We start from the raw sequence: 15,789 nt of genomic DNA, 5'->3' as shown, positions 1-15,789 counted from the left end.
CCGTCCTGATCTCCCTGAACTTTTGGCGGGGCGCCGCACTTCGCCCCGCCAACTTTTCAGATATCGCTCAGCTTGCGGCGGTGAGGGAGGCTTGCACCACCTGCTGGTCAATCGCGCCAAACGGGGTGCTGCCATCGGCGGCGCGCGCTTCCATCCGCACGCGATCCCCGATCGCCATGAAGGCGGTGGCTGGCTTGCCAGCGGCGATGATCTCGATCGCGCGGCGTTCGGAAATGCAGCTCGATCCCACCGTGGCATATTCCGGGTTCGATACCGTGCCCGATCCGATCACCGTGCCGGCGACCAGATCGCGCGTCCGGGCGGCATGGGCCACCAGTTCGGCAAAACTGAAATCCATGGCGCGGCCATTGGCGTGACCGAACGGTGCTCCGTTCCAATCCACCACCAGGTCCAGCGCGACGCGATTGTCATGCCAGCCTTGACCCAGCGCGGCCGGCGGCACGGCAAAGGGCGCCATGCTGCACGCCGGCTTGGCCTGGACCCAGCCGAACCCGGTCTTCATCTCGATCGGGGCCAGCGTGCGCAACGACCAGTCATTGATCTGCACCACCAGCTTGATGTGTGCGGCGGCATCGCGCGCGCTGGTGCCCATCGGCACCGCGTCCACGATCACGCCAAATTCGCCTTCGAAATCGATGCCATGGGCAGGATCGGCAAAGGGCACCGGATCAGTCGGGCCATAGAAACGGTCCGACATGCCCTGATACATCAGGGGCAGATCGGTTTCGATCGGCGGCATGTTGAAGGCCACCTGCATCAGGTCACCATGCGTGCCAAAGGCCGAACCATCGAGCCATTGCCAGGTGCGCGGCAGCGGCGCGGCGAGTTGCGCGGGGTCGAGCGGCAGGCCAGCGCCATCGGCCAGCTCGCTGGCGAGCGCGGCCAGCGTGGCTTCCGCGCTGCTCCAGTTCTCGATCGCGGTCAGCAGGTTGGGCAGGGCGGGGCCGGCAGGCAGGTAGCGCACCCCGGCAGCGCAGACGACCACCAGCTGCCCATCGGGCGTGCCATTGCGCAAGGTTGCCAGGCGCATCGCGGTCACTCCTCGATGATCGCGACGGCGCGGGTCCACCCGGCCGATGCGCCCTGGATCTTGTGCGGGAAACAGCTGACAATGAACCCGTGCGGCGGCAGGCTTTCAAGGTTGTGCAGCTTTTCCAGGTGGCAATAGCCGATGTCGCGGCCCGCCTTGTGGCCTTCCCAGATCAGCGAGGTATCGCCGGTTTCCTTGACCTTTTCCGCAGTATAGCTGAACGGTGCGTCCCAGCTCCAGGCGTCGGTGCCGGTCACCTTCACGCCGCGCGTGGTCAGGTACATCGTGGCTTCATAGCCCATGCCGCAGCCCACGTTGACGAAATCCGGGCGGCCCAGGGCGCCACCAGCGGCCGTGTTGACCAGCACGATATCGAGTGGCTGCAGATCGTGGCCGATGCGGGCGAGTTCGTCTTCCACGTCTTGCGCGGTGACCACATAGCCGTCGGGAAAGTGCCGGAAGTCCAGCTTCACCCCGGGCTGGAAGCACCATTCGAGCGGCACTTCATCGATGGTGATGGCGCGCTTGCCACCGTCCATGGTGGGGTGGAAATGCCACGGCGCATCAAGATGCGTGCCGTTGTGCGTGGTGAGCTTGACCCATTCCGCCGCGGCAAAGCCGGCGCCATCGATGGTGTCTTCCTGCGTCACGCCGGGAAAGAAATGGCCGAGTTCGCCCACGGTATCGGGGTGGGTCTGATAGGTGATCTCGGGGCGCATGAACGGTGGGTCGCTGACCACGTCGTTGCACAGGGTGATCGACAGGTCGATGAAACGGCGGGCCATCGGGGGGATCCTCTCTTGGTGATGCCGGCGGCAAGCACGAAAGTGCGCGCCGCCGGCATCCTTGTCTTGTCAGGCGTAGCGTATCAGGCGGTATGGCCGCCCAGGGTTTCGGCAAACCAATCGGCCAGCAGATCGCGGCCATACGACATGTTGTCGGCCCCGACATGCTCCACGCCACCTTCGCGCGGGGTGAAGATCACCTTTTCGCGGCGCGGCGAATTGACCAGCTGGTCATAGAGATCATCGGCATAGGCCACGCTGATCTGGCGATCGTTGGCCCCGTGGGTGACCAGGAACGGCACCTTGATGCGATCCATGTGGCCATTTAGGTTCATCGCTTCGGACTTGGCGAGGAAATCGTCCTGGTCCTTGGCGCCGAATGCCCAGTGCACGTGTGCCCAATAGTGCGGCACGGGGTTTTCGCCTTCGCGCGCCATGCGCTTGTCCTGCACTTCGCGCCAGTTGTGGTTGGCACCCCACACTGCGCCCGAGGCGAAGCGCGGTTCATAGGCAACCGCACGCGGGGCAAAGTGCCCGCCCAGCGAAATGCCGGTCATGCCGATCGCCTTGGGATCGACTTCGGGCTGCTGTTCCAGCCAGTCCACCGCCCGCGAAGCCCAGCTTTCCGAATGCGGATCGACCGGCAGGTCTTGCAGGCGCAGCGTCTCGCCCGAGCCGGGCTGATCGACGCACAGCGTGGAAATGCCGCGGCGTGCCAGTTCGGTCGGCAGGTTGGTCCAGTAGAGCAGTTCCTTGCAGCTATCGAGACCGTTGCAGAACACCACCACCGGCTTTGCCCCTTCGCCCGGCGCGCGGGTGAACAGGGCCGGCATCGTGCCGTTTTCCAGCGGGATTTCCACGCGTTCGCGGTTGATCTTGCCCAGCTGGGTCGACTTGTCGAACGCCGCGCGCGCCTTGGCATAGGTTTCCTTGCGCCCCGGCGCGCCATGGCCCTGCATGCGCTCGGCGGTGAACAGATAGAGCGAGGCGCGCTCCAGCTTGTTCGAGGCCGAGAGCATGCGACCCTTGGCTTCGTCCTCGCCGGCCAGTTCCTGCAGCTTGTCGCCCATGGCGACCCAGGCCTTCATGAACTGCGGCGTGCCGGCGTCGGCACCGTTGGCCGCCGCGTCCTTGATCGGCTGGCACATGTCGACGATTTCGCCGATGCGGCCACCCGATTCCATCGCGATCGCGACCGACAGGTTCCAGATATAGTTCGGAAAGTATTCAAACAGCGCCATGACGATCAAACCCCGGCCGGCTGGAACAGGCGCGCATCGGGCGCCGGATGCGGCATGGTCTGCGGGCCGCCCACGCCAATGCCCCACTGGTCCATGATCGAGGGCGCCGGCACATGGACCTGGGCCTCGTGCGTTTCGAAATCGACCTGGTCCAGGTCTGCGGTGTATTCCACGGCAAAGCCGGCGGGCGTGGTGAAATAGCTGAAGGTGTTGTTGCCGGCGGTGTGGCGGCCCGGGCCCCAGCGCAGATCGGTGCCGCGCTTCTTGAGGCGGCTGGCGCCGCGCATCATGTCGTCCACCGAGAGCATGTCATAGGCCACGTGGTTGAGGCAGGGCGGCCCAGGCAGGATGGCAACGCGGTGGTGGGCTTCGTTGCAGCGCAGGAAGCACATGAAATCGCCCAGCCAGTCAGAGACCTTGAAGCCCAGCACATCGGTAAAGAACTTGACCATCGCCTGGTGATCGGGCGAGTGCATGACGATGTGGCTGATCTTGACCGGCACGCCTTCCCAATGCGCGAGCGTGCGCTTGTCGCCACGGGCGACATCGGCCGAAATCTCGAACGGCAGGCCATCGGGCGAGAAGAAGCGGAAGCCATAGCCGCCACCCGGCGCATCCATCGTGGCAGGGGCATGGATCACCTTGCAGCCGGCAGCGATGATCTTGTCGTGCAGCGCGTCGACATCGGCCGGGGTGTCGGCGGCAAAGGCGATCACTTCGACGTGGTTCACCTCGGCCTTGTGCAGGCGCACGACATGGTGTTCGTCATGGCCCTGGGCCTTGAACCACACCATGTCATCGGTGGCGGCCACTTCGTCCAGGCCCCAGTCATCGGCGTAAAAGGCGCGTTCGGCGTCATAGTTTTCGACGCCATATCCGACATAGCGGATTTCGGTCACTCGGCTCATCGCTTGGCAATCCTTGGCAAGAAGGCAAAAAAGATCAGATCGGTTGGGCGACCATGGCAAACATCTCAGCCGTGGCCTTGTGGTTGTCGATCGGCGGGCCCTTGCCCAACTGGCCCATGCAGATGGCGAGCGAGCTTTCGACGATATAGCGGCAGCGTTCATAGCGCCGGGCGCGATAGGCGCTGAACGCCTCTTCCACGCTGTCGGCCGCGGTCAGTTCCTCGGCCAGTACCAGGGCATCCTCGATCGCCATGCCGGCACCCTGGCCCAGGTGTGGGGTCGTGGCGTGGACGGCATCGCCCAGCAGAACCACGTGGCCCTTGTGCCAGGGGCCATGGATCATCATGCCTTCCAGCGGACGATAGACCACGCCGTCATCATCGGTGATCTGGCTGGCGAGGGCCTGGATCTGCGGCGCGGCGCCAACCAGCTTGCCGCGCATCGCAGCGGCCAGCCCCTCGCGCGGATAGCGCGGGTTGTCCGGCTCGGGCGTGGTGACGTACATGTAGATCGTGTCGCGCGATACCGGCACCAGGCCAATGCCGATGCGGCCGTTGTAGACGTGCAGCGCATCGAGATCGGCCGGGCGGGGGAAGTTGTAGCGCCACACCGCCTGGCCCGTGAACTGCGGCTTTTCCGCATCGGGCAGGATCATCTGGCGGGTCTGCGAATAGACGCCGTCGGCGCCGATCACCACGGCATAGCGCGCGGTGCTGCCGTCGGACAGCGTCACGTCCACGCCATCATCGGCTTCGTCCAGCGCGGTGACCGTCAGGCCCAGGCGGATGTCGGCGCCCAGTTCGCGGGCGCTGTCGCCCAGCACCTTCTGCAGCGCGCGGCGGCCAATGCCCACGTTCGACGGGCGTCCTTCGACCAGCGACGGGGTGGGCACGCGCGCCACGCGGGTGCCATCGGGCACATAGATTTCCACCGCGTCAAATCCGCAGGCGGCATCGAGGAAGGCATCGAGCACGCCCAGCTGTTCCATCGCCCGCACCACGTTGGACTGCTGGATGATGCCCACGCCATAGACCGACCAGGTCGGGTCTTTTTCAATCACGGTGACACGGTGGCCGGCGCGGCGCAGCGCGATGGCGGCGGAAAGGCCGCCGATTCCGGCGCCCACCACAAGCACGGGCAAGTCTTGCACGTCAGGTCTCTCCCCAAGGGCTGGTTATGACCTGCATCCTAGGGGTGAATACGAATTTGGATACTAGATTGTTTTGATCATCATCCATCCATGGAATGGATCAACTGCGATAGGCCACTTCGCGCAGGCGGGCCATCAGCCAGCGCAGCCCCTCGTCGCTGCTGCGCGTGCGGTGATATTGCACCATTTCGCGCATCGGCTGAAACGCGAACGGCAGCGGCGCCATCGCCAGCGGAAAGGCCGCGACCAGGCGGCGGGCCAGCCGCTCCTGAATAACCGCCAGGCGCTGCGTGTCCATCAACACCCACGGGATCGTGCTGAACGAAGGCACCTCGATCTCGATCCTGCGTTCCAGTCCCATCTGGTTGAGCTGGCGATCGGCAAAGGCATGATCGCGCAAGGCGCCGATCCGCACCGAGACATGGCCGGCGGTCAGAAATGCCTCCAGGCTGGGGCCGCCATCGGCAAAGGCGGCGTTGTGGCTGGAGCCGATCACCACGTGGCGTTCCTCGCACAGCAATTCGCTGGGATGGTCCGACAGGATGAATTGCTCCGGTGCGATCAGCAGGTCGGCGCGTCCTTCGCGCAGTTCGGTATGGGCAGCGTCGCTGGGCAGCACCAGTTCGATGCGCAGGCCAGGCGCCAGGCGCGGCAAGGCCTGCAGCAGGGGGGCAAGCACGGCGGTGACGACATAATCCGACGCCACAAGGCGGAACGTGCGCTGCGTGGTCGCCGGATCAAACCGGTTGGAGGCCGCCAGCATCGCCTCGACCGAGCGCAGAGTATCGCGCACCTGTGGCACCAGCGCCTCGGCAAAGGCGGTTGGGTACATGCGCTTGCCCTGAACCACCAGCAGCTCGTCGGCAAAGTATTCGCGCAGGCGGGTCAGCGCCGCGCTCATCGCCGGCTGGCTCAGGTTCATCTGCCGTGCGGCGGCCGAAACGCTGCGGCTTTCCAGCAGCACGTCGAATGCGGCCAGAAGGTTGAGATCGAGACCTTTGAAGCGCATCTGCCATTCGTCGATAGTTTGAGGGAAGATCGATCCATAGCGTGGATCGATTGCCCTGTCTGCGTTGTGCGCGCTGTTTTCACCGCGTGAAACGCTGGCTGCCGCTGGCCGTGGCGCGCGGGCGGGGCGGGGGATACACCCTAAAGGGCAGGGCACGCGCAGGCACAAACGCGCGGCCCGGCAGACAAGAGGGGATGATGACAAGGTCCATGCTGATCATGCTGGCGGCTGCCCTGCCGCTGCCGGCGATGCCCGCGCTTGCCCAGCAAGGAGGCGCTCCGGCTATGGCTCTACCCGTGCGCCAGGCACTGGGTAAAGTCTTGCCCCAGCGCAGCCCGGAACAGGTCTATGCCAAGGTTTGCGGCTATTGCCATGGCCGCAACGTGGGCCCGATCATCCTGGGTCGTGGCCTGCCGGCCGAGGCTGTCCACTATATCGTGCGCCACGGGCAAAACGCGATGCCGGCGTTCCGCCCCACCGAAATTACCCCCGCCGAACTCGATGCCCTGTCGCAATGGGTTTCGCAAAGCCCGGCCCGCAAGGAGGAGCACGGACAATGAGCCTCGATCTCGATCGCCGTGGCCTGCTTGGCGCCGGCCTGGTCGGTGCCGCCAGCATTGGCCTGGGCACCGGGGCCAGCGCCGCCAGCCCGGCACCGCTCGCCCCGGGACGCAGCATGGCGGACTTTACCGGCGCGATGAAGGCCTTTCGCGGTGTCGTCGGGGCGGAATGGGTGTTCGGCGATGAAGACGCCGTGGCCCCCTATGAAAAGGCCTATATCCCCGATCCGGCCCACCGCTACAAACCGGTGGGTGCGGTCTGCCCGCAATCGCTGGAAGAAGTGCAGGCGATCGTGCGCATCGCCAACCAGTATCGCCAGCCGCTGTGGACCGTCTCGACCGGCAAGAACATGGGCTATGGCATGACGTCTCCGGCCACGCCGGGGCAGGTTGTGCTCGATCTCAAGCGGATGAACCGCATTCTGGAGGTTGATGCCGAGCTTGGCACCTGCCTGCTGGAGCCGGGCGTCACATATCAGCAGCTCAAGGACTATCTCGACGAGAACAAGATCCCGCTGTGGATCGATGTGCCCACGGTCGGCCCGATCGCCTCGCCGGTGGGCAATACGCTCGATCGCGGGGTGGGATACACGCCCTATGGCGAACACTTCATGTTCCAGTGCGGCATGGAAGTGGTGCTGCCCAGTGGCGAGGTGATGCGCACCGGCATGGGCAGCATCAAGGGCAGCACGGCCTGGCAGGCGTTCAAGTGGGGCTATGGCCCCTATCTCGACGGGCTTTTCACCCAATCCAACTTTGGCATCGTTACCAAGATGGGCATGTGGCTGATGCCCAGGCCGCCGGTCTACAAGCCGTTCATGGTGCGCCATGGCGACATGGCCGACGTGCCCCGCATCATCGAGGCGATGCGCCCGTTGCGCGTGACGAACCTGGTGGCCAACTGCAACCTGATGATGAGCGCAAGCTACCAGCTCGCCATGTTCAAGCGGCGCAACGAGATCGTGCCCGATGGCGCTCCGCTCGACGATGACAGCGTCAAGAAAGCGGCCAAGGCCAACGGGCTGGGCATGTGGAACACCTATTTCGCGCTCTATGGCACCGACCAGACGATCGCGGGGGTAGAGCCGATCATCCGCGCCAGCCTCACCGCCAGTGGCGGCGAAGTGCTGACGGCGGCCGAAATGGGCGACAACCCCTGGTTCCACCACCACCAGACCCTGATGCAAGGTGGCCTCAACCTCGACGAGATCGGCCTGTTGCGCTGGCGCGGATCGGGTGGGGGCCTGGCCTGGTTTGCGCCAGTGGCCGCAGCGCGCGGGGTGGAGGCACAACGGCAGACGGCGCTGGCGCGCGAAATCGTGTCGCGCCACGGCTTCGACTATACCGCCGCCTACGCGATCGGCTGGCGCGACCTGCACCACATCATCGCCCTGCTGTTCGACAAGGCCGATGCGGCCGAGCACCAGCGCGCCGATGACTGCTACAAGGAACTGGTGGTGCGCTTTGGCGCACAGGGCTGGGCCAGCTATCGCACCGGGGTCAATTCGATGGACCTGGTGGCGCAGCAATATGGCGAGGTGAACCGCCGCTTCAACGCAACGCTCAAGCACGCGATCGATCCCAACGGGATTCTCGCGCCTGGCAAATCGGGGATCATCTGATGCGTTTTACCGGAAAGACCGTGGTGATCACCGGCGGCGCCACCGGCATCGGCGCGGCCACCGCCGCCGCCTTTGCCCGCGAAGGGGCCGCCGTGGTGATCGGCGACTGGAACGAGGATGCGGCGCGGATCGCGCAAGCCATCGTCGATGCCGGGGGCCGCGCCACCTTCCGCAAGGCCGACGTGCGCGATGTGCGTGTCCATGCCGATCTCGTGGCCTTGGCGCTCGATACCTATGGTTCGCTCGACATGGCGTTCAACAACGCCGGTGTGCTGCCGCCGCCGCTGCCGTTCCATGAAGTGCCGCCCGAAAACCTCGACCTGATCTTCGATGTCGATATCAAGGGCGTGTTCTATGCCATGCAGGCGCAGATCCGCCATTTCCTCAGCATTGGCGGCGGGGCGATCGTCAACACCGCCTCGGTCGCCGGGCTCGTCGCAGATCCCAACATGGCGCACTATGTTGCCGCCAAACATGCGGTGGTGGGCCTGACCAAGGCGGCGGCGGTGGAATATTCGGCGCGCCATATCCGCATCAACGCCATCGCGCCCGGCTTCATCGCCACACCGATGACGCAGGCCTGGCTCGATAGCGACGATTTCAGGCAGGCGTTCTTTGCCCACAACGTGTCTGGCCGGGCCGGCGCGCCCGAGGAAGTGGCCGGCACCGTGCTGCACCTGTGTTCCGATGCCGCCAGCTTCTGCAACGGCGCGGTGTTCGTGATCGATGGCGGGCAGACGGCGCATTGAAAAACGTCCGCGCGTGGAAGGAGACCTCTATCATGAAGATGCCTATGTTCATGTTGGCCGCAGCGCTGCTGGGCGCGACACCGGCCCTGGCCCAATCGGCGGAAAAACCGCTGCAATACGAGGTCATTCCCACCGGCCCGATCAGCATGTTTGCCAATGTCACCCTGATCAAGGGAGACAAGAACGCGGTCTTGGTCGACGTGCCGTTTGCCCGGTCCGATGCCTATCGCGTCGCTGCTGCCGTGCTTGATAGCGGCAAGCATCTGCAGACCATCGTGATCACGCACGATCATCCCGATCACTTCTTCGGTCTGGATGTGCTGGCCGATGCCTTTCCCGATGCGCAGATCGTGGCCAATCCTGTGGCGGCGCACGATATGGCCCGGTCCATCCCGATCAAGTTCAAGCGCTGGAGCGGGCAACTGGGCACCAACGCACCCCATCGCGCCGTGCAACCGGTGGCGATGACCGGCGACAGCATCGACCTGGACGGGCATCGCCTGCAGGTGCTGGGGCCGATGCAGGGCGATCATGTTGATTCGACCGTGGTGTGGGATGCCCAGGCGCGTACCCTGGTGGCGGGTGACGTGCTCTACAATGGCGTGCACGTGTGGCTGGGTGAACATACGCCGGCGCGCTATGCGGCCTGGCTCGCCACGCTCGACCGCCTCGATGCGCTGCGTCCGGTGACGGTGATTGCCGGGCATCGCCACCCCGGCGCGGCCAACGACAATGGCGCGATCGGCTGGACGCGCGACTATATCAAGACGTTCGTGGCCGCGCGCGCCGCCAGCCATTCGTCGGCAGAGATCGCTGCGGCAATGAACAAGGCCTATCCCGACGCGACCGAGGTCTATGGCGGGTTCCTGCTCGGCACGTCGAGCAAGGTGGGCGCAGGGGAAATTCCGCCGTGGGATGAGTAATTCGTACGGGCGTGTGGGGCCCCGGATCAAGTCCGGGGCGACGTCCTCACTTCAATCATTTCTCGTCACCCCGGACTTGGTCCGGGGTCCCACGCCACCCTGTCGGTTTAGCCTGATCAGGTCTGTGCGGCGGCGATATAGCCGTCGATGCACTGGTCCAGCACTGGCAGCGGCATTGCGCCGGGCAGCAGGCCGGCATCGTGGAACGTGCGGATATCGAACTTGCTGCCCAGCGCCGCGCGCGCCTTGGCCCGCAGGCGCAGCCAGTCGAGCTTGCCCAGCATGTAGCTGCACGCCTGGCCCGGCCACACGCAATAGCGCTCCACTTCGGTGATCGCCATGGTTTCGGGATCGCCGATGGTGTCGGTATAGAATTTCACCGCCTGTTCGCGGCTCCAGCCCTTGGCGTGCATGCCGCTGTCCACCACCAGGCGCACGGCACGGAAGATGCTGTCGTGCAGCTGGCCGACATGGCCGAGTGGGTCGTTTTCATAGACGCCCATTTCCACCGCGAGCTGTTCGGCATAGAGCGCCCAGCCTTCGCCATAGCCGGAAAAGAACTGGATCTTGCGCAGCGTCGGCAGTCCGGCTTCCTGGGCCAGCGAGAGCTGCAGATGGTGGCCCGGCACGCCTTCGTGATAGGTCAGCGTGGGCAGCGTCCAGCTCGGTACTTCGGCGGTGTCGCGCAGGTTGATGTAATAGGCGCCCGGGCGCGTCCCGTCGAGCGAGCCATTCTGGTAATAGCCGCCCGGCGCGCCAGCCTCGGTGGCCTTGGGCACGCGGCGGATGTCCAGCTTGGTCTTGGGCAGGGTGCCGAAATACTGCGGCAGGCGCGCTTCCATCGCCTCGACCTGGCGGTTGAGGTCGGCCAGCAGCTTGTCCTTGCCTTCGTCGGTATTGGGATAGCGGAACTTGGGATCGTCATATAGCGCGCGCAGGCGCTGGCCCACGGTGCCCTGAGTATAGCCCTGGCTCTTGAGGATGGCATCGGCCTGCGCGCTTTGCTGCGCGATCAGTTCCAGGCCGGTGCGGTGGATTTCCTCCGGCGCCATGTCGCTGGTGGTATAGCTCTGCAGCGACAGGCGGTAGAGTTCCTCGCCCTTGGGCAGGCGGGCGACCCCGGCGGTGTGCACCGCCTTGGGCTGCAGGCTTTCCATCAGCGCGATCTGGCGATCGAGCGCGGGCTGCACGCGCTTGGCCACGATGGCTTCGGCGCGGGCCTGCCACTGGCCGGGGATGTGCTGCTCCGCCGTGCGGTGGACGATCGACGACACCATGTTGGACTGCGCCGCCGGCACGTCGCGCAGCGCCTTGAGCTGGGTGAGGGCCTTGGCCAGGATGAAATCGGGCGGCACCACGCCGGCGGCCACGTCGTGGCGCACGGCGGCGCTGTCCTGGTCGATCGCGGTGGCAAAGGCGTCCAGCCGTGAAAGATAGGCATCGGCATCGGCCGCATTGGCGATGGTGTGCTGACTATCGAGGAAATCGGGGATCTGCTGATAGCAGCCGGTCAACTGCGTGACGACATAGGGCGAACCGACCGTTGCAAACGTGCGGTTCATCGTGTCGTTGAGCTGGGTGGAATAGAGGATGCTGGCATAGTTCCAGCGGTTGTTGCCGGTCAGCTTGGCGGCGTCGATCTTGCGCAGGGCGGCCAGGTCGCGCGCGGTGCGGGCCTTGGCGTCTTCCCACGCGTGGAGCGAGCGATCATCGAGGCGCGCCTTGGCGCCAGCGTGGGCGCCGCTGTCCACGCCCAGGCCGGTGGCCATTTCTGGCGAGTGCGCCAGCTGATCGGCCAGCATGCTGTCGAACAGGGCATTGAGCCGCCGGTCTTCGCCGGAACTGGAAGCCGCATCGTTGGCAGGGATGGTGGAAGCGGTGGTTGCGGCGCGGGCAGTGCCCAGGCTCGAGAGGGCGGCCAGCCCGGCGCTGGCGGCGCCGGCCTTGAGGATGTGGCGGCGGTTCATCGGCAAGTCCGTTACAAAGTGGCTGCCGCGCCCGTATTGAGGGGGGCGCCGGGCGCGGCAGCGGGGGGGAAGGGCTGCCACAGCAATGGCAACCACCTTCGCGCGATAGCGGATGGTTGCGGTTGAAAGCAAAGACGCTGGTCGATCCCAGCATGTCGTTGGCCGATCGCAAACGGGATATCGCCCTGGTTGCGATCGGCCACGATGGGTCTCGCGATCAGGCGACCTGGGCGTTGCGGGCGCGCTGCCGTCGCAGGAAATGGGCGCTGACGCAGGCGGCAAAGACCGCCAGGCTCAGCGCCACCTGCAGGCGTTGATCGGGCATCATCGCCATCATCACCAGCACGGCGATGATCCCGCCCACCGCCGTCCACGAAATCACGGGAAACGCCCAGACCTTGACCGTCAACTGCTCACCCGCAGCATCAAGCCGGCGGCGCAGGGCGATCTGGCTCAGGGAAATCAGCAGATAGACGCACAGGATCGTCGCGCCCGACGATTGCAGCAAGAAGGTGAAGAGCGCATCGGGCGAAAATACCGAAGACAGCACCACGGCAAAGCCGGCCACGCCCGAAACGATGATGCCCAGCGCCGGCACACGCCGCGGCGAAACGCGGCCGAACGCTGCCGGGGCATCGCCGCGCTGCGCCATTTCAAACAGCATGCGCGAGGTTACGTAGATCGCCGAATTGAGGCACGAGACGATCGCGGTAAAGATCACCGCACCGATCACCGCTTCCGCGCCGGGCACCTTGATGATCGACAGTGCCGCCACGAACGGTGACTTGCCCGAAATCACGCTATCCCATGGCAGGATCGCCAGAATCACCGCGATCGAGCCGATGTAAAAGAACATGATGCGCAAGGTGACGGTGCGCGCCGCGCGCACGATGTTGCGCGCCGGGTCTTCGGTTTCCACGGCAGCGATGGTCGCCACTTCCGAACCCATCATCGAAAAGATCACCACCGGAATGGCGGTGAACGCCGCGCCCAGCCCCATGGGAAATGCGCCGCCATGGCTGGCAAAACCAGCGGTCAGCCGCGCCAGTCCTGGTCCGAAGCCGAAGATATAAGCAAGGCCAAGGGCCATGAACCCGATGATCGTGATCACCTTGAGCGAGGCGAACCAGAACTCGAACTCGCCATAGGTCTTGACCGAGAACAGGTTCACCAGCGTCATCGCGGCGATCAGCAGCGCGGCCAGCGCCCACATCGGCAGGGGAATGAACGGCATCAGCATGTTGGCGCCGGCAATCGCCTCCACCGCGATGGTGATCACCCAGAAATAGTAATAGAGCCAGGCCGTGGTGAACCCTGCCCATGGGCCAAGCCCCAGCGCGGCATAGCCGGTGAAGGAGCCGACGCCCGGGCGCGCCATGGCCATTTCGCCCAGCATGCGCATGATCACGAAGACCAGCGCGCCGCACAGCGCATAGGTCAGCAGCACGGCCGGCCCGGCAATGTGGATCGCGGCGCTCGATCCCACGAAGATCCCGGCGCCGATGATGCCCCCGATCGAAATCATGGCGACATGGCGCGGCTTCAACGAATGGGCCAGCGCTTCGCCGGGGGGAGATGCAGACATGATCAGTGGCTCGCTTTCTTGGCAGACTGTTGCGCCTGGTAACCCTGGCGCTGCTGGTCGATCAGATAGGCATGGATGGCCTCGACATCGGCCTTTGTCACCACATCATCGAACCGGGCCATACCCATCGGTGCCAGCGCGCCTTTCAGCACGATATCGTTGAAGCTGGAGTGCACTTCGGGCGGCAGGCGCGAAAGATCGGGCGTGACACCCGGCGTGCCCAGCACGTGGCAGCGCGAACAGTTCTCGGTGAACTTGTCCTCGCCCCGGGCGATCAGCGCCGGGCTTGCCTTGAGCGGCGGGGGTGGCAGATAGGGCGGGGTCTCGCGCTTGTCGGGCATCGGCACCGCGCCGCCACCCAGCTTGAACACCAGGATGCGGTTGGCGTTGCGATTGGCATAGGCCGCGCTGGAGGGCGGGATCGGGAACGTGATGCCCGATCCGCCATAGCCGGCCTGAACCGCCACATATTGCACGCCGCCGATCTTGTAGGTCATCGGCGCGGCCATGATGTGGCTGCCGGTCTGGATCGTCTTGATCGGCGCGCCGGTGCGGGCGTTATAGATCCACAAGCTGCCATCGCCGCGTCCCTGGAGCACCAGGTTGCCCGCCGTGCTCAGCACCCCGCCGTCATAGCCGCGCACCCCTTGCGAGGTAACGCGTTCCCACACCACCTTTCTGGCCACCGGATCCCATGCGCGCAGCACCTCGCGCACCAGTTTCACGCCAGGGCGCTCTTTCTGCAGATCGTCTTTGGCGGGCAGCGGGCCGAACACGCGCTTCAGCGCGGCGGGATCATAGAGATCGTCGGGGAAAATCCCGTCTGACGAGAAGAAGCCTTCGAGATGGGTGAGCGAGCCGCCGTTGGCCTTCATGTTGAGCAGGACGTTGCCGGCATCGATCGCGGGAATATAGACGAGCCCGGTCTGCGGGCTGAACGACATCGGGTTCCAGGTGTGCCCGCCGGCCCACGAAGGATAGACGTTCTTCGGGCTTTTCGAATAGTCGGCATGCTCGGTAACCAGCGGCCGGCCGGTGGCAAGGTCCACGCCCTTGGCCCAGTTCACATAGGTGAACGGATCAGCCGACAGAAGTTTGCCCGTTTTCAGGTCCAGCGTATAGAAAAAGCCGTTCTTGCAGGCCTGCATCACCACGCGGCGGGGCTGGCCGGCGATGGTCAGGTTGGCAAAGACGAACTTCTGGACCGCATCATAGTCCCATTCGTCGCCCGGCGTCGTCTGGTAGTACCAGTTCATCCGCCCGCTCTGAGCATTGACCGCGATGATTGAGGCGTTGAACAGGTCATCATGCCGCACGCCGTCGGCCGAACGCAGGTAAGGCGAGGCGTTGCCGGTGCCGAACACGATCTGGTCGGTTTCGGGATCGTAGGACAACCCGTCCCACACCGTGCCGCCGTTCTGGGTGCGGCCATCGCGGTTGGGCCCCCATGATTTGGCCGCCATGGCCAGCTCGGGATGCTCGAACGGCTGTCCGGGCGCGGGCGGCACCGTGAAGAAGCGCCATTTGAACGTGCCGGTCTTGATATCCCAGGCCGAGATATAGCCGCGCAGATCGCCATCGCCGATATCGGCGCCGGCATTGCCGATCACCACCGCGTCCTTGGTCAGGATCACCGCGCCGGTAGAGGCATAGGGCTGCTTGTGGTTGACGATCGTATCGGCGATCCAGCGGGCCTTGCCGGTCTTGGCATCGATCGCGTGCAGCCGCCCGTCTTCCGACGCGACGAACACCGTGCCGTCGCGATAGGCGACCCCGCGGTTGACCACGTCGCAGCAGGCATTGCGGCCCCACTGCCCATCCACTTCGGGATCGTATTGCCAGAGGAGCGCGCCAGTGGCGGCGTCGAGGGCATAGACATTGCCCCAGACGCCAGAGGTATACATCACCCCGCCGACCACCAGGGGCGTGGCTTCCTGGCCGCGTTCGGTGCCCATGTCGTAAGACCAGGCATAGCCCAGCGAGGCGGCGTTGGTTTCGTTGATATCGGTAAGCGCGGAATACCAGGTGCCCGCCGTATTACCCCCGGTCAGCGGCCATTCGGCCCCGGCCGTGGCCGCCGCCGCGCGATCAGCCCCCGCAACTGGCGTATCGGCCCGCGCGCTGGTGCAGGCGTTGAGCATCAGGGCACCGCCGCCCATAGCGGCAGAGGCAAGCAGGATCAGGACAGCCTGGCGCAGGGTCTTCATGGGCCTCACTTTCCGGTGGGGCAGGGAACTTG

The 15,789-nt window shown here is 65.1% G+C and carries 13 protein-coding genes; 4 read left to right on the top strand and 9 right to left on the bottom strand.

The window, feature by feature from the left end:
- Positions 1–67 precede the first annotated feature (67 nt).
- The 6 genes from C8K14_RS09955 to C8K14_RS09930 all read right to left on the bottom strand — a co-directional run bounded on the left by C8K14_RS09955 (position 68) and on the right by C8K14_RS09930 (position 6,144).
- Positions 68–1,051, bottom strand: coding sequence for a fumarylacetoacetate hydrolase family protein (locus C8K14_RS09955; RefSeq protein ID WP_107716679.1), 984 nt, complete (start codon positions 1,049–1,051; stop codon positions 68–70).
- A 5-nt stretch (positions 1,052–1,056) separates the two neighbouring features.
- Entirely contained in the window at positions 1,057–1,836 is a 780-nt protein-coding gene (locus tag C8K14_RS09950; RefSeq protein ID WP_054130353.1) for a cyclase family protein, read from the bottom strand.
- Between the two features lie 83 nt (positions 1,837–1,919).
- Positions 1,920–3,077: a S9 family peptidase gene (locus C8K14_RS09945; protein ID WP_107716559.1), complete on the bottom strand. Its 1,158-nt coding sequence runs from the start codon at positions 3,075–3,077 to the stop codon at positions 1,920–1,922.
- Positions 3,078–3,082: 5 nt separating this feature from the next.
- Positions 3,083–3,985, bottom strand: coding sequence for a VOC family protein (locus C8K14_RS09940; RefSeq protein WP_022675207.1), 903 nt, complete (start codon positions 3,983–3,985; stop codon positions 3,083–3,085).
- A 34-nt stretch (positions 3,986–4,019) separates the two neighbouring features.
- Entirely contained in the window at positions 4,020–5,135 is a 1,116-nt protein-coding gene (locus tag C8K14_RS09935; protein ID WP_054130351.1) for an FAD-dependent oxidoreductase, read from the bottom strand.
- 100 nt (positions 5,136–5,235) lie between these two features.
- Positions 5,236–6,144 carry a LysR family transcriptional regulator gene (locus C8K14_RS09930; protein ID WP_022675209.1) on the bottom strand — a complete coding sequence of 303 codons (909 nt, stop codon included), beginning with the start codon at positions 6,142–6,144 and terminating at the stop codon, positions 5,236–5,238.
- Between the two features lie 194 nt (positions 6,145–6,338).
- On the opposite strand from C8K14_RS09930, the gene C8K14_RS09925 reads away from it, so the two are divergent.
- From C8K14_RS09925 to C8K14_RS09910, 4 genes are read left to right on the top strand one after another with little or no spacing between them, the layout of a single operon-like run.
- Positions 6,339–6,704 (top strand): cytochrome c, encoded by a 366-nt coding sequence (locus tag C8K14_RS09925; RefSeq protein WP_233251008.1) that lies wholly within the window; start codon positions 6,339–6,341, stop codon positions 6,702–6,704.
- Positions 6,701–8,326 (top strand): FAD-binding oxidoreductase, encoded by a 1,626-nt coding sequence (locus tag C8K14_RS09920; protein ID WP_107716558.1) that lies wholly within the window; start codon positions 6,701–6,703, stop codon positions 8,324–8,326. Before C8K14_RS09925 ends, C8K14_RS09920 begins: the two co-directional genes overlap by 4 nt.
- Positions 8,326–9,075: an SDR family NAD(P)-dependent oxidoreductase gene (locus C8K14_RS09915; RefSeq protein WP_107716557.1), complete on the top strand. Its 750-nt coding sequence runs from the start codon at positions 8,326–8,328 to the stop codon at positions 9,073–9,075. Before C8K14_RS09920 ends, C8K14_RS09915 begins: the two co-directional genes overlap by 1 nt.
- Positions 9,076–9,107: 32 nt before the next feature.
- A complete protein-coding gene (locus tag C8K14_RS09910) occupies positions 9,108–9,998 on the top strand; it encodes an MBL fold metallo-hydrolase (RefSeq protein WP_107716556.1) in 891 nt (296 codons plus the stop codon).
- Positions 9,999–10,114: 116 nt separating this feature from the next.
- Here the strand turns inward: C8K14_RS09910 and C8K14_RS09905 are convergent, their stop codons facing one another.
- The 3 genes from C8K14_RS09905 to C8K14_RS09895 all read right to left on the bottom strand — a co-directional run bounded on the left by C8K14_RS09905 (position 10,115) and on the right by C8K14_RS09895 (position 15,757).
- Entirely contained in the window at positions 10,115–11,965 is a 1,851-nt protein-coding gene (locus C8K14_RS09905; protein WP_107716555.1) for a DUF885 family protein, read from the bottom strand.
- Between the two features lie 217 nt (positions 11,966–12,182).
- The gene (locus C8K14_RS09900) at positions 12,183–13,550 is read right to left on the bottom strand and encodes an amino acid permease (protein ID WP_107716554.1); all 1,368 of its coding nucleotides are present in this window, start codon (positions 13,548–13,550) and stop codon (positions 12,183–12,185) included.
- Between the two features lie 2 nt (positions 13,551–13,552).
- On the bottom strand, positions 13,553–15,757 hold the full coding sequence (locus C8K14_RS09895) for a PQQ-dependent dehydrogenase, methanol/ethanol family (protein ID WP_107716553.1): 2,205 nt from the start codon (positions 15,755–15,757) through the stop codon (positions 13,553–13,555).
- Positions 15,758–15,789: the final 32 nt, after the last annotated feature.

The organism is Novosphingobium sp. GV079 (genome assembly GCF_003058045.1).
Taxonomy (GTDB): Bacteria; Pseudomonadota; Alphaproteobacteria; order Sphingomonadales; family Sphingomonadaceae; genus Novosphingobium; species Novosphingobium capsulatum.
Note: the sequence above shows the minus strand (reverse complement) of the source record. Positions and strands in the feature narration are given on the sequence as shown.

What these genes read in the sequence shown, in the direction of transcription:
- C8K14_RS09955 (WP_107716679.1), bottom strand. Translation starts at nt 1,051, where the DNA reads ATGCGCCTGGCAACCTTGCGCAATGGCACGCCCGATGGGCAGCTGGTG.
- C8K14_RS09950 (WP_054130353.1), bottom strand. Translation starts at nt 1,836, where the DNA reads ATGGCCCGCCGTTTCATCGACCTGTCGATCACCCTGTGCAACGACGTG.
- C8K14_RS09945 (WP_107716559.1), bottom strand. Translation starts at nt 3,077, where the DNA reads ATGGCGCTGTTTGAATACTTTCCGAACTATATCTGGAACCTGTCGGTC.
- C8K14_RS09940 (WP_022675207.1), bottom strand. Translation starts at nt 3,985, where the DNA reads ATGAGCCGAGTGACCGAAATCCGCTATGTCGGATATGGCGTCGAAAAC.
- C8K14_RS09930 (WP_022675209.1), bottom strand. Translation starts at nt 6,144, where the DNA reads ATGCGCTTCAAAGGTCTCGATCTCAACCTTCTGGCCGCATTCGACGTG.
- C8K14_RS09925 (WP_233251008.1), top strand. Translation starts at nt 6,339, where the DNA reads ATGATGACAAGGTCCATGCTGATCATGCTGGCGGCTGCCCTGCCGCTG.
- C8K14_RS09920 (WP_107716558.1), top strand. Translation starts at nt 6,701, where the DNA reads ATGAGCCTCGATCTCGATCGCCGTGGCCTGCTTGGCGCCGGCCTGGTC.
- C8K14_RS09915 (WP_107716557.1), top strand. Translation starts at nt 8,326, where the DNA reads ATGCGTTTTACCGGAAAGACCGTGGTGATCACCGGCGGCGCCACCGGC.
- C8K14_RS09910 (WP_107716556.1), top strand. Translation starts at nt 9,108, where the DNA reads ATGAAGATGCCTATGTTCATGTTGGCCGCAGCGCTGCTGGGCGCGACA.
- C8K14_RS09905 (WP_107716555.1), bottom strand. Translation starts at nt 11,965, where the DNA reads ATGAACCGCCGCCACATCCTCAAGGCCGGCGCCGCCAGCGCCGGGCTG.
- C8K14_RS09900 (WP_107716554.1), bottom strand. Translation starts at nt 13,550, where the DNA reads ATGTCTGCATCTCCCCCCGGCGAAGCGCTGGCCCATTCGTTGAAGCCG.
- C8K14_RS09895 (WP_107716553.1), bottom strand. Translation starts at nt 15,757, where the DNA reads ATGAAGACCCTGCGCCAGGCTGTCCTGATCCTGCTTGCCTCTGCCGCT.